At 68.3% G+C, this 12,546-nt stretch carries 12 protein-coding genes; 3 read left to right on the forward strand and 9 right to left on the reverse strand.

The features are described from left to right. Positions 1-55: 55 nt before the first annotated feature. Positions 56-1,681: a chaperonin GroEL gene (groL, locus tag ACIHA7_RS06505; RefSeq protein WP_397286169.1), complete on the reverse strand. Its 1,626-nt coding sequence runs from the start codon at positions 1,679-1,681 to the stop codon at positions 56-58. Between the two features lie 249 nt (positions 1,682-1,930). Further along, positions 1,931-2,224 (reverse strand): hypothetical protein, encoded by a 294-nt coding sequence (locus ACIHA7_RS06510; RefSeq protein WP_107659693.1) that lies wholly within the window; start codon positions 2,222-2,224, stop codon positions 1,931-1,933. Positions 2,225-2,311: 87 nt separating this feature from the next. On the opposite strand from ACIHA7_RS06510, the gene ACIHA7_RS06515 reads away from it, so the two are divergent. Then, complete coding sequence (locus ACIHA7_RS06515) at positions 2,312-4,381, forward strand: NAD(+) synthase (RefSeq protein ID WP_397286171.1); 2,070 nt, start codon at positions 2,312-2,314, stop codon at positions 4,379-4,381. Between the two features lie 46 nt (positions 4,382-4,427). Continuing rightward, entirely contained in the window at positions 4,428-5,102 is a 675-nt protein-coding gene (locus ACIHA7_RS06520) for a suppressor of fused domain protein (RefSeq protein ID WP_397286173.1), read from the forward strand. A gap of 204 nt (positions 5,103-5,306) precedes the next feature. Here ACIHA7_RS06520 and ACIHA7_RS06525 read toward each other — a convergent pair whose 3' ends face one another. The 6 genes from ACIHA7_RS06525 to ACIHA7_RS06550 form a co-directional block, all read right to left on the reverse strand. Further along, positions 5,307-6,035: a Clp protease N-terminal domain-containing protein gene (locus tag ACIHA7_RS06525; RefSeq protein WP_397286175.1), complete on the reverse strand. Its 729-nt coding sequence runs from the start codon at positions 6,033-6,035 to the stop codon at positions 5,307-5,309. Between the two features lie 103 nt (positions 6,036-6,138). Beyond that, positions 6,139-7,227 carry an NAD(P)/FAD-dependent oxidoreductase gene (locus tag ACIHA7_RS06530; RefSeq protein ID WP_397286177.1) on the reverse strand — a complete coding sequence of 363 codons (1,089 nt, stop codon included), beginning with the start codon at positions 7,225-7,227 and terminating at the stop codon, positions 6,139-6,141. A 98-nt stretch (positions 7,228-7,325) separates the two neighbouring features. Then, complete coding sequence (locus tag ACIHA7_RS06535; protein ID WP_397286179.1) at positions 7,326-8,402, reverse strand: RNA polymerase sigma-70 factor; 1,077 nt, start codon at positions 8,400-8,402, stop codon at positions 7,326-7,328. A 55-nt stretch (positions 8,403-8,457) separates the two neighbouring features. Further along, positions 8,458-9,360 carry a CDP-alcohol phosphatidyltransferase family protein gene (locus ACIHA7_RS06540; protein ID WP_397286555.1) on the reverse strand — a complete coding sequence of 301 codons (903 nt, stop codon included), beginning with the start codon at positions 9,358-9,360 and terminating at the stop codon, positions 8,458-8,460. Continuing rightward, the gene (locus tag ACIHA7_RS06545; RefSeq protein WP_397286181.1) at positions 9,360-10,091 is read right to left on the reverse strand and encodes a phosphatidylserine decarboxylase; all 732 of its coding nucleotides are present in this window, start codon (positions 10,089-10,091) and stop codon (positions 9,360-9,362) included. The genes ACIHA7_RS06540 and ACIHA7_RS06545 overlap by 1 nt, the downstream gene beginning before the upstream one ends. Before the next feature lie 103 nt (positions 10,092-10,194). Then, a complete protein-coding gene (locus tag ACIHA7_RS06550; RefSeq protein ID WP_397286557.1) occupies positions 10,195-10,467 on the reverse strand; it encodes a GlsB/YeaQ/YmgE family stress response membrane protein in 273 nt (90 codons plus the stop codon). 262 nt (positions 10,468-10,729) lie between these two features. Between ACIHA7_RS06550 and ACIHA7_RS06555 the strand changes: the two genes are divergently transcribed. Next, positions 10,730-11,767 carry a beta-ketoacyl-ACP synthase III gene (locus tag ACIHA7_RS06555; RefSeq protein ID WP_397286183.1) on the forward strand — a complete coding sequence of 346 codons (1,038 nt, stop codon included), beginning with the start codon at positions 10,730-10,732 and terminating at the stop codon, positions 11,765-11,767. Between the two features lie 24 nt (positions 11,768-11,791). Here ACIHA7_RS06555 and ACIHA7_RS06560 read toward each other — a convergent pair whose 3' ends face one another. Next, on the reverse strand, positions 11,792-12,508 hold the full coding sequence (locus ACIHA7_RS06560; RefSeq protein ID WP_397286185.1) for an SIMPL domain-containing protein: 717 nt from the start codon (positions 12,506-12,508) through the stop codon (positions 11,792-11,794). Positions 12,509-12,546 lie beyond the last annotated feature (38 nt).

The raw sequence follows: 12,546 nt of genomic DNA on the forward strand, positions 1-12,546 counted from the left end.
CCACCCGAGGGTGGACCGGCTTCCGGTTTCTAAAGGTGTTGCCGAGTGGCTGGACTCAGAAGTCCATGCCGCCCATGCCACCGGTCGGGTCACCGGCGGGAGCGGCGGCCTTCTCCGGCTTGTCGGCGACGACGGCCTCGGTGGTGAGGAACAGAGCCGCGATGGACGCCGCGTTCTGCAGCGCGGAGCGGGTGACCTTCACCGGGTCGGCGACACCGGCGGCGAGCAGGTCCTCGTACACGCCGGAGTCGGCGTTGAGGCCGTGGCCCGCCTCCAGGTTGGAGACCTTCTCGGCGACAACGCCCGGCTCGAGGCCTGCGTTGAAGGCGATCTGCTTCAGCGGAGCCGACAGGGCGACGCGCACGATGTTCGCGCCGGTCGCCTCGTCACCGCTGAGCTTCAGGTCGTCCAGGGCAGGCGCGGACTGCAGCAGCGCCACGCCGCCACCGGCGACGATGCCCTCTTCGACGGCGGCCTTGGCGTTGCGCACGGCATCTTCGATGCGGTGCTTGCGCTCCTTGAGCTCGACCTCGGTCGCGGCACCGGCCTTGATGACCGCAACACCGCCGGCCAGCTTGGCCAGACGCTCCTGCAGCTTCTCCCGGTCGTAGTCCGAGTCCGAGTTCTCGATCTCGGCACGGATCTGCTGCACGCGGCCCTTGATGGCCTCCGCGTCGCCCGCGCCCTCGACGATGGTGGTCTCGTCCTTGGTGATGACGACCTTGCGTGCCTGGCCGAGCAGCTCGATGCCGGCGGTCTCCAGGGAGAGGCCGACCTCTTCGCTGATGACCTCGCCACCGGTGAGGATGGCGATGTCGGCGAGCTGCGCCTTGCGGCGGTCACCGAAGCCCGGGGCCTTGACGGCGACGGACTTGAAGGTGCCACGGATCTTGTTGACCACCAGGGTCGACAGGGCTTCGCCCTCGACGTCCTCGGCGATGATCAGCAGCGGCTTGCCGGCCTGGATGACCTTCTCCAGCAGCGGCAGCAGGTCCTTGACGGTCGAGATCTTCGAGCCGACCAGCAGGATGTACGGATCCTCGAGGACCGCTTCCTGACGCTCCGGGTCGGTGACGAAGTAGCCCGAGATGTAGCCCTTGTCGAAGCGCATACCCTCGGTGAGCTCCAGCTGGAGCCCGAAGGTGTTGCTCTCCTCGACAGTGATGACACCTTCCTTGCCGACCTTGTCCATGGCCTCGGCGATCAGCTCACCGATGGACGAGTCGCCCGCCGAGATGCCCGCGGTAGCAGCGATCTGCTCCTTGGTGTCGATCTCCTTGGCGGACTCCAGCAGGCGAGCCGTGACGGCCTCGACGGCCTTCTCGATGCCGCGCTTCAGACCGAGCGGGTTCGCGCCGGCCGCGACATTGCGCAGACCCTCACGCACGAGCGCCTGGGCGAGCACGGTGGCGGTGGTGGTGCCGTCGCCTGCGACGTCGTCGGTCTTCTTGGCGACTTCCTTGACCAGCTCGGCGCCGATCTTCTCGTACGGGTCCTCCAGCTCGATCTCCTTGGCGATGGAAACACCATCGTTGGTGATCGTGGGGGCGCCCCACTTCTTCTCCAGGACAACGTTGCGACCCTTCGGCCCCAGCGTCACCTTGACCGCGTCGGCGAGGGCGTTCAGACCCCGCTCGAGGCCGCGCCGGGCCTCTTCGTCGTACGCAATTGTCTTGGCCATTGCGTTGAGATCCTCCACATGTATATGGCTGACACACAGGAACGACCGCAGGTTGGGTCGCCCTACTACGCTGGCCAGGTGCGGTGCCCGCGACGGACGACCGAGGGTGTCGATGGAACCCGGTCTCACCGTCCCGACCTGGCACTCACAGCTTTAGAGTGCCAACGCCATTTCTAGCACTCGGCGGTGCCGAGTGCAAGGTCCGGGGTGCTCCGGCCCGGCTCGGCGCGCAACGCGCGACGCGGCGGCCTAGGCCCGGTCGTCGACCCGCAACACCAGGGCCACGAACGCGTCGGTCCTGCGCTCTTCCGGAGACCTCGGCTCGCCGCCCTCCACGGTGACGAGCTCGGCATCGTGCAGCAACAACTCCGCTTCGACCCGCATGATCGCCCGAATAAATGGGGGCGCCACCTCGGGGGGAAGATCTCCGTTGACGACATAGCTGCCGTCCGGTTGTGACTCTGTGGACACATAAGAAAGCGCACGCAGCAGATCGGCGCGTCGTTCCCCCGCGATTAGGTCGGAATCCGTTTCATCCGCCATTGCTATAGCTTAGCGGGCCACTATGGCGGGTAGGTTCCGGAGGGGAATCATGATCATTTCCGGCAGCCTCGGCGAAGGGGGACGGCAGTGCGTGAACTGCCCTTCGAATCGCTCTATCGGCACGATTTCGCCCGGGTGGCGGTCGCCGTGCCACGGGTGCGGGTCGCCGACCCCGCCTACCTCGTCGAGCAGACGCTGGCGCTGGCCCGCGAGGCGGCGGCCGACGGGGTGGTGCTGACCGTCTTCCCCGAGCTCGGCCTGTCCTGCTACACGGCCGACGATCTGTTCCACCAGGACGCGCTGGACGACGCCGTCCAGGCGGCGCTGGCCCGGGTGGTCGCCGAGAGCGCCGACATCGACACGGTGCTGGTGGTCGGTGCGCCGGTGCGGGCCCAGGGGCGGCTGTTCAACTGCGCCGTCGCGGTGTGCCGCGGCACGGTGCTCGGCGCGGTGCCGAAGAGTTACCTGCCCAACTATCGGGAGTTCTACGAGAAGCGACAGTTCGCGGCGGCCAGGGAGAACCTGGAGACGCACGTCACGATCGCCGGGCAGCGGGTGCCGTTCGGCGCCGACCTGCTGTTCGTGGCGAACAACCTCGACGGGTTCGTGTTCCATCTGGAGATCTGCGAGGACGGCTGGGTTCCGTTGCCGCCCAGCGGTTATGCCGCGCTGGCCGGGGCGACGGTGCTGGTCAACCTGTCGGCGAGCAATATCGTCATCGGCAAGGCCGACTACCGAAGGGCGCTGTGCACCTCGCATTCGGCGCGCTACCTGGCCGCGTACCTGTATTCGGCGGCGGGACACGGGGAATCGACGACCGATCTGGCCTGGGACGGGCAGGCGCTGGTGTGCGAGAACGGTGATCTGCTCGCCGAGGGTGTCCGGTTCGCCGATCATCCTCAATTGGTCACCGCCGACCTGGATCTGCGCCGCCTTGCCGCGGATCGGCTGCGCACCACCAGCTTTGCCGACAATGTGCACGACCACCGGGAACGGCTGGCTCGGCTGCGGCGCGTCGAGGTGGCCCTGCCGATTCCCGCGGGCGTGGTCGAGCTGCGACGCGAGATCGAGCGCTTCCCTTACGTTCCGGCCGATCCCGCGGTGCGCAACGATCGCTGCGCGGAGGTGCAGCACATCCAGGTGGCGGGGTTGAGCACCCGGCTGCGCGCCACCGGGATGGAGCGGGTGGTCATCGGAGTGTCCGGCGGGCTCGACTCCACCCAGGCGTTGATCGTCGCGGCCGAGACGATGGACCGGCTCGGACTGCCCCGGGCAAATGTCTTGGCGTACACCATGCCCGGCTTCGCGACCAGCACCCGGACCCGCACCGACGCGCATCGGCTGATGGACGCGCTCGGCGTGACCGCGCGGGAGATCGATATCCGTCCGTCGGCGACGCAGATGCTGCGCGACCTCGGCCACCCGGCCGCCGACGGCGTGCCGCAGTACGACATCACCTACGAGAACGTGCAGGCGGGCGAGCGCACCTCGCACCTGTTCCGGCTGGCCAACCAGCACAACGCGCTGGTCGTCGGCACCGGCGATCTGAGCGAACTCGCCCTTGGCTGGTGCACTTTCGGCGTCGGCGACCACATGGCGCATTACAGCGTCAACGCCTCGGTCCCCAAGACACTGATCAAGTACCTGATCGCCTGGTCGGTCGAGACCGGGCAGTTCGGGCCCGCGGCGGGCGAGGTACTCACCTCGATCCTGCAGACCGAGATCTCGCCGGAGTTGGTGCCCGACAACGCCGCTTCGGGTAGCGGCGCAGCGCCGAGCCAAAGCTCCGAAGCCACCGTCGGCCCCTACGAACTCCAGGATTTCCACCTCTACTACCTGCTCCGCTTCGGCTACCGCCCAAGCCGCATCGCCTATTTGGCCAGGCACGCGTGGTCGGACCCGAACCGCGGCCGCTGGCCCGATCTGATCCCCGCCGACCAGCGCAACGCCTACGACCTCGCCACGATCAAGCGGTGGCTCGCGGAGTTCCTGCGCCGGTTCGTGCAGACCAGCCAGTTCAAACGCTCGACGCTGCCCAACGCGCCGAAGGTCGGCTCCGGTGGCTCGTTGTCACCGCGCGGTGACTGGCGGGCGCCGAGCGACGCGTCGGCCGCGGCCTGGCTGGACGAACTCGATCGCAACGTTCCCGACGCCTGATCGGCTGCCCGCCAAGGGCAGCGGCGGTTCCCCTTATGGTGGCGGGGTGAGTGAAGCACCCGGCTGGAATGCCATCGACGGCGCGCTGCGGCCGTTGTACGGCGATATCGAACCTTTCCATTGGGCCACCGATCACCGCTGGTCGCTCGGCGGTCCCGACCCGCTCGACGGGATCAGCGCGTACTCACGCACCGAACCGGTACCGCACTGGCACTACATCAGTTACGGCATGACCGAGCTGTACGAGAAGGAGTGGGACAACCCCGAGGAGTCCGGCTGGGGATTCGAGTTCACCTTCCGGTTGGTGCGCAAGCCCACCGACACCGAGCCGCCGGTGTGGCCCGCGAACTTCCTGCAGAATCTCGCCCGCTATGTCTTCCAGTCCGGCAAGTGGTTCGAGCCAGGGCACACCATCAAGGCGAACGGCCCGATCGCCGCCGACCAACCGAACTCCGGCATCCGCGCCGTCGCCTTCACCGTCGACCCGGAGCTCGGGACCATCGAAACCCCGCACGGCAGTATGCGCTTCCTGCAATTGGTCGGGCTGACGATGCCCGAGTACCGGGCCGCGCAGGGCGGTAAGACGTTGGCACTACTAGCGGAGCTGGCACCGCACCTTCCGCTGTACGTCACCGATATCGAACGCGAGCCGTTGGTTGCCGAGCCGAAACCCCAAGCGCAATGGCCACGTTGGGGCGGCGGCCTGCGCGGGCGGGCGTAGCTCTGCGGTCTCAGGCGGCGCGCATCAGGCCGCGCGGGCACTGTTCGTCCGGCGGGCGCCGTCGGCCGGACGATGTTCGCCGCGCGCGGGCAGCTCGTGCCTGCGCGGCCAGGACCGCACGGAATCCGTAGCGCGCGCGACGGATTCGTAGCCGGATGGACGTCAGCCGGTCGAGACCGGCCCCGGTCGACGCCCACCGTCGCCTCATTGCTTTTTGGGCATGAACGGGGCGAGGAGTTCGACGATGTGGGCTTCGGTCTTCGTCTTGTCCATGCCGAGGCCGGTGAGCAGGCCCGTACCGTTCTCCTGTTCGAGCAGTGCGAGCAGGATGTGTTCGGTGCCGACGTAGTTGTGTCCCAAACGAAGTGCCTCACGGAAGGTCAGCTCGAGCGCCTTCTTGGCCTCCGCGTCGAAGGGGATGAGCGGCGGCACGTCGCCCGTACCGGGGGGCAGCGCGGCGGTCACCGCCTCGCCCACGGCCTCCATCGAAATACCGCTGGCGAGAATCTCTTTCGCGCCGATGCCTTCGGGTTGGGACAGCAGACCGAGCACCAGGTGCGCGGTACCGATCTCCGCGTTACCCGCGGTGCGTGCGGCTTCCTGCGCGCCGATGATGACCGCGCGGGCCCGCTCGGTAAATCTGGCGAAGCCCGCGCTGGGATCCATCAGGGCGTCTTGGTCGAGACCACCGGGCCCCTTCGGCACGAAACGCTTCTGTGCGGCCTGCTTGGTGACGCCCATGCTGGCGCCGATGTCGGTCCATGAGGCGCCGGCGCGGCGGGCCTGGTCGACGAAGTGGCCGATCAGATGATCGGCCAGTTCGCCGAGGTGATTGCCGGTGACCACGGCGTCGGACAGTTGGTCGAGGACGTTGTCGGGGCGGGCCTTCTTGATGCCGTCGATCAGGTCGTCGAGGCGGTATGGCGATGTCATGCCGTCAACGATAGGTTGACGATTCGCTACCGTCAACCCAAAGTTGACGAAACGTGATCCGCTATCGGACGCCAGTGCCGAAGCCGCCGCAGCCGTGCGCGATTCAGGGGCGGGCCGCCCATCCCGCACCGCGCACTACCTGCTCTTTTACCCAAGCCGCCGGCCGCCCGGTCAGCACGGTCCGGGCAGGCGAGTCGTCCGCGTGCAATACCTGAATCAGGCCGTCGCGACGACCGAGGCTCAGGCACTGGACGACGTACCGGAACCGCAACTTCCCCGGTTCCGCGCCGCGAAGACGGGCAACGATCGCATCGGCCGCGTACTTACCCGTCGGCAGCGCGGTCGCACAAGCCATCCGCAGGTCGCGCCCGCCGGGGCCGGCGATCACGGCACTGTCACCCGCCGCGTAGACGTCGGGGTGCGAGATCGACCGCAGCGCGGCGTCCACCAGGACCCGGCCCTTCCCGTCGACCGAAAGGCCGGATCGCCGCGCCAGATCCGGCACGGCGAAGCCCGCGGTCCACACGGTCGCGGCGGCCTCGATCAGTGTGCCGTCGGCCAGCCGCACCCCGGCCGCGGTCACCTCGATCACCTTGGCGTCGGAGCGGATCTCGACGCCGAGCCGCTCGAGCACGCGGCGAATATGCTTGCGTGCCCGCTGTGACAACCACGCACCCGGCTCCTCCGGGCTGAGCAGGCACACCCGCGAATCATTCTGCGACTCAGCGAGTTCCGCAGCCAGTTCGATACCGGTGGCACCGGCGCCGACGACAAGAACAGTGCCGGAGGGCGCCGCGAAACGGTTCGCGTCCTCCGGTGTCGACACCGAGTAGGCATGCTCCGCCAGCCCGGGAACGCTGGCCAGGTCCGCGGTACTGCCGAGCGCGTAGACGAGGGTGTCGTAGTCGAGAACCGTTGCGGTGTCCAGCAATACCCGCTTGCCCGTGGTGTCGATCTCCGTCGCACGAGCACGCACGAAGTGGACCTTCTTGCCGCCCAACAGTTCCCGTAGATCCCAGGTCGAAATCCGTTGCCCGGCGGCCCGCTGGTGCAGCCGTACCCGCTCGACGAATTCGGTGCGCGTGTCCACGACGGTGATCCGCGCCCCACGCGCCTTGCTCGCGAGGCGACCCGCTGCCGCCAGTCCCGCGTACCCGGCGCCGAGGACGACGATCCGATGCTGTCCGGTCATGAGGTGGCTCCTTTTCGTTCGGCCGACACCCTTCAGATCGGACAGCCCCACCATTACTGACAGCTTTCGGACGTGAAGCACGTCACGCTGTCGGCGAATTACCGCGTGGCACCCGTGGATCTGGCGAAATAGGCCAGCTTCTCGGGATTGACGACCAGCCGCAGCGTGGCCACCGCGCCGTCCACCAGCTCGATCCCGACGACCAGCAACGGCGCGCCGTTCACCCTGGCCACCGCCGCGGGCGCGCCGTTGACCTCCTCGACGAGCAGCTCCATGCCGGGCACCTCCCACCGCAACAGCCCGACCAGGTACCGCGCCACCTTGTTCGCACCGACGATCGGCCTGCGGGCCGCGTTGATCTGATCGCCGCCGTCCGCGATCGAGACCACATCGGCGGTGAGCAGCTGCTCCAGCGACTCGATGTCGCCGTTGCGCGCCGCCTTCAGGAACCGCTTGATCAGCTCGCCCGCGTACTCGGACGGCACATCGAAGCGGGCCCGGCCCGCGCGCACCCGCAGCCCGGCCCGCCGATAGATCTGCTGCGAGTTGCCCTCGGTGATGGTGAGCATGTCGGCGATCTCGCGATGCGCGTAGCCGAACGCCTCGCGCAGCACGAACACCGCCCGCTCGACCGGGGTCAATCGCTCCAGCGCGGTGAGCAGCGCGAAGGAAACCAGCTCGCGCTCCTCGACGGTCTCCAGCGGACCGAGCTCGCCGCGCTCGGTGGCCACCGGCTCGGGCAGCCACGGCCCGACATAGGTCTCCCGGCGGGCCCGCGCCGAAATCAGCCAGGCTCGGCACTGATTCACCAGCACGGTGGTCAGCCAGGCCTCGGCGGAACGGATTCGGCTGCGGTCGGCGGCGTCCCAGCGCAGATAGGTCTCCTGCACGGCGTCTTCGGCTTCACCGGCGGACCCGAGCATCCGGTAGGCGAGTGCGAACAGCCGAGGACGATGCGTCATGAACACGCCCAAGCCGTCCGGCTCCATCGCTACCCTCTTTCGCGCCCGCCCGCCGGGTATGACCGTACCGCTCGCCCGCGTGGACAGCCGCATGTGTTCGGCCACGGCCGAATCCGCGATGCCGAGCAGGCGCTTCAGACCGAATCTGGCGACGCCGAAGCCACCGACACCCCAGCCACTGAAACCGAAGCCACCTATCGCCAGCGTGCCCATACTGCAAGAGCATTCCTGGGCGGGCTTTCCAAGACCTTAAGAAAACCCAGCAGGCTCAGCGGGGCAGGTCGTTGCCTTCGCGCTGCTTGCCACCCGGCCTGCGTAACCGCAGCCGAGCACTGGAGCCGCGGATCGCCGGGCGGCGGATCACCGGCCGCCGCTGGGCCCGGCGTTGCGCGCGCCGCTCGGCGGGCTTGTGCGTCCAGGTCTCCGGGCGGGCGGCGACCCAGCGCTGCGAGTGCCAGGCGAACGGAATGTGGCACAGGTACAGCGCGACCAGGATCAGCAGCAGCACGATCGGGTAGGTGACCAGCAGCGCCGCCGCCAGCGCGACGAGCACCAGCAGCCCGGCGGCCGCCTGCGGCGCGACCGACACCGACTTCATGGCCAGCGTCGGAATCGTGCTGACGCACAGGGCCGCGGCGCCGACGGTCCAGGCCGAGACCGCGTAGAAGCCGACCCACCAGCCGTCACCGAACACCTCGAACAGCGCGATCGGCACCATGGCGATGAGCGCGCCCGCGGGGGCGGGCACGCCGACGAAGTACTCGCGCGACCACTCCGGTCGGGTGTCGTCGTCCAGCAGGGTGTTGAACCGGGCCAGCCGCAGCACCATGCTCACCGCGAACAGCAGAGCGACGATCCAGCCCGCGGTCTCGCTGTGCAGCAGCGACACATAGAGCACCAACGCGGGGGCGACACCGAAGGAGATGGCGTCGGACAGCGAGTCCAGCTCCGCGCCGATCGCGGTGGTCGCGTCCAGCATGCGGGCCAGCCGACCGTCCAAGGTGTCCAGCACGGCCGCCGCGCCGATCATCGCCAGCGCGATGTCGAGCCGGTTGTCCAACCCGAACTTCACCGCGGACAACCCGGAGCACAGCGCCAGAATGGTCACCACGCTCGGCAACAGCCGGATGGGGCGGCGCCGCCGTCGCTGAATCGGAGCAGCCGCCTCCATCATGAAGCGGCGGGCGTCGACCCGAGCACCGCGAGGACGGTCTCGCCGCCGATGGTGCGCTGCCCCGGCTCGACCAGCAGCTGGGTGCCCGCCGGGAAGTAGGTGTCCACCCGCGAGCCGAAGCGGATCAGCCCATAGGTGTCGCCGATGGTCAGCACGTCGCCGACCTGGGCGTCACACACGATGCGGCGGGCGAGCAGGCCGGCGATCTGCACCACGACCACCTGATGCCCGGACGGGGTGTCGAGCACCATGGTGTTGCGCTCGTTCACCGCGCTGGCCTCGGGCAGATCCGCCGAGCGGAACTGACCAGGCTGATGCAGCACCGTGCGCACCACGCCGGACACCGGCGTGCGCTGCACGTGCACGTCCAGCACGGAAAGGAAGATGCTCACCCGGGGCACGGGCTGGTCGCCGAGGCCCAATTCCGCAGGGGGCGCGGCGGTATCGACGAGGGCGATCTCGCCGTCGGCGGGTGCGACAACGGCGCCGGGCCGGTTCGGCGGCACCCGGTTCGGGTGCCGGAAGAAGGTTGCGCACGCGGCCGCGGCGAACAGGCCCGTCCGGCGCACCCACTTTCGCTTGCCGCCGAGGACAGCGACCGCGAGAGGTGCGGCAACGAACGGAAGCCCGGCGGGGTGCAACGGGGGGATCGCATGGCGAACCAAATCGGCGACGTGGCCGACTCCGGTGCGTTCAGGCGTGCCGGGCGGCGTGGGACGGCGGGCCACAGGCTCCTCTTTCGTGCTAGATGCAGTCGGATTACGCCCTCCACGATAGGACCGGCGCAAGCGATCACACCTTACGGGAAAGGAGCCTGTGGCACCGGTGCCGTCAGCTTCGGACTCGACGTCCCATCACCAGGCCGACCAGGAACAGCAGAATCACCGCGCCACCGAGGCAGGTGAAGAAGCTGAACCAGAGGCCACCGCCTTCGACGTCGACACCGAACAACTTCAGTAGGAAACCACCGAGTAGGCCACCGACGATGCCTACGACAATGTTCAACAGAATGCCCTGCTGGGCATCGGTCTTCATGATCTTGCTGGCAATCCACCCGGCAAGACCGCCGATGATGATCCACCCGATAATCCCGAGACCGAGCATGGTGTCCTCGCAATCCGCGTCTACCGTCCATGCGTACCTGGAACGGTTCACACATAGTTGGGGCATGCCGACAGGAGCAATCAGCATGCTAATCGCGGTATACCCGGGGTTTGTGAGAATACGCACGGCGAAACGCCGGATCTCCGGCTAATATGAGGGGGCCTCATGTCTACGGCTCCGTAGGTGGCGGTTGATGAGGGATCCATTTTCGATGCTTCGGGGACAACCCGGCGGCGGTGCCGCAGGTACATAGGAGACGCACATGGCTGCTCGAATCGCCCAGACCACCGGGGCAGAGCACACGGCGATCCTCGGGCTCGGCGTATACCGCCCGGTCCGAGTCGTCACCAACGACGAGGTGGCGGGGCCGATCAACTCGAGCGACGAGTGGATCCAGACCAGGTCCGGCATCAAGACCCGGCGCTTCGCCGGAGAATCCGAAACCGTCCAGAGCATGAGCGTCGCCGCGGCCAAGGGCGCACTCGAGTCGTCCGGCATCGCGGTCGATCAGGTCGACTGCGTGATCGTCGCGACCTCGACCCATCTGCTGCTCACCCCGGCCGCCGCACCACGGATCGCGACCGAACTCGGCATGAACGGCTCGGCCGCCTTCGACGTCTCCGCGGGCTGCGCCGGCTTCTGCCACGCGCTCGCGCTCGCCTCGGACCTGGTCCGCGGCGGCACGGCAGGCCACGTACTGGTGATCGGCGTGGAGAAGCTGACCGACACCATCAACCCGACGGACCGCTCCACCGCGTTCCTGTTCGCCGACGGCGCGGGCGCGGTGATCGTCGGCCCGTCCGCCGAGCCGGGCATCGGCCCGACGGTGTGGGGCTCCGACGGCACCCAGCACCACGCGATCCGCCAGGACAAGGACTGGGTCGAGTTCTTCCGCGAGATCGAGGAGAAGGGCACCGACGCGGTGCGGCCCTACCTGGCGATGGAGGGCACGGCGGTATTCCGGTGGGCCGCGCACTCGCTGGAGAAGGTCTGCCGCGACGCCATCGACCGGGCCGGGCTGTCCACCGACGACCTGAACGCGATGATCCCGCACCAGGCCAACGGCCGGATCATCGAGATCATGGCGCGGGTGCTGAAACTGCCGGAAGACTGCGCACTGGCCAACGACATCGAGGAGACCGGCAATACCTCGGCCGCGTCCATCCCGCTGGCCATGGAGGCGATGCTGCGCAAGGGCGAGTCCAAGCCGGGCGATACCGCGCTGCTCATCGCGTTCGGCGCGGGACTCTCCTACGCCGCGCAGGTAGTGACGCTGCCCAAGTTCGCGATCACGGTGTAATCAGAACCCCGCACGTTCGGATAATCAACGCAGCCCCCAGGTGACCTTCACCGTGAAGGTCACCGTCTGGGTACCCGGCTCCAGCGGAACCGACTGCGGTGCGGCGTCTTGCGCCGACATCTTGTTCGCGCTGTCGTCCTCGTGACTGCTCGCCTCGGTGATGGTGTCGACCTCGGTGAGCCGCACGCCGGCCAGCACCGCGTACTGCTCGGCGCGGGCCTTCGCGTCGGCGAACGCCCTGGCCCGCGCGTCGGCGAGCAGCTGAGAGTTGTCGTCGATGGCGAAAGACACCGAGCGCAGCCGGGTTTCGTTGCCGCCCGCCTTGATCGCGCTGTCCAGCACGCCGGAGGCCTTGGTCAGATCTCGCACCACGACGCGGACCGAGTTGGCGGCGCGGTAGCCGATGACGGTGTCGCCGCCGTTCGGTCCGCCCGAGTACTGGGGCTGAATCGAGACGTCGGTGGTGCGCACGTCTTCTCTGGTGGCGCCCGCGCCGACGACGGCGTCGGTCATCGCCTTGGCCTTGTCGTTGGCGCGCGCGATGGCGGCCGAGACGTTCTCGGCGGTCACCTCGACACCGATGTCGGCGTTGAGGATGTCCGGCGCACCGCGCACCTGGCCGCTACCGACGACGGTGACGTGCCGTTCGGGGCCCGCATCGTCGGTGCCACACCCCGTCACCAGCATGGTGCCGACCGCCATCGCGGCACCGGCCGCGGACCAGCGCGTCATTGGTCGCATACTCGCCCAACTTACGCACCGAACCCGCCGCGCCGAGC

The organism is Nocardia sp. NPDC052316 (genome assembly GCF_044547795.1).
Taxonomy (GTDB): domain Bacteria; phylum Actinomycetota; class Actinomycetes; order Mycobacteriales; family Mycobacteriaceae; genus Nocardia.

What these genes read in the sequence shown, in the direction of transcription:
- groL (WP_397286169.1), bottom strand. Translation starts at nt 1,681, where the DNA reads ATGGCCAAGACAATTGCGTACGACGAAGAGGCCCGGCGCGGCCTCGAG.
- ACIHA7_RS06510 (WP_107659693.1), bottom strand. Translation starts at nt 2,224, where the DNA reads ATGGCGGATGAAACGGATTCCGACCTAATCGCGGGGGAACGACGCGCC.
- ACIHA7_RS06525 (WP_397286175.1), bottom strand. Translation starts at nt 6,035, where the DNA reads ATGACATCGCCATACCGCCTCGACGACCTGATCGACGGCATCAAGAAG.
- ACIHA7_RS06530 (WP_397286177.1), bottom strand. Translation starts at nt 7,227, where the DNA reads ATGACCGGACAGCATCGGATCGTCGTCCTCGGCGCCGGGTACGCGGGA.
- ACIHA7_RS06535 (WP_397286179.1), bottom strand. Translation starts at nt 8,402, where the DNA reads ATGGGCACGCTGGCGATAGGTGGCTTCGGTTTCAGTGGCTGGGGTGTC.
- ACIHA7_RS06540 (WP_397286555.1), bottom strand. Translation starts at nt 9,360, where the DNA reads ATGGAGGCGGCTGCTCCGATTCAGCGACGGCGGCGCCGCCCCATCCGG.
- ACIHA7_RS06550 (WP_397286557.1), bottom strand. Translation starts at nt 10,467, where the DNA reads ATGCTCGGTCTCGGGATTATCGGGTGGATCATCATCGGCGGTCTTGCC.
- ACIHA7_RS06555 (WP_397286183.1), top strand. Translation starts at nt 10,730, where the DNA reads ATGGCTGCTCGAATCGCCCAGACCACCGGGGCAGAGCACACGGCGATC.
- ACIHA7_RS06560 (WP_397286185.1), bottom strand. Translation starts at nt 12,508, where the DNA reads ATGCGACCAATGACGCGCTGGTCCGCGGCCGGTGCCGCGATGGCGGTC.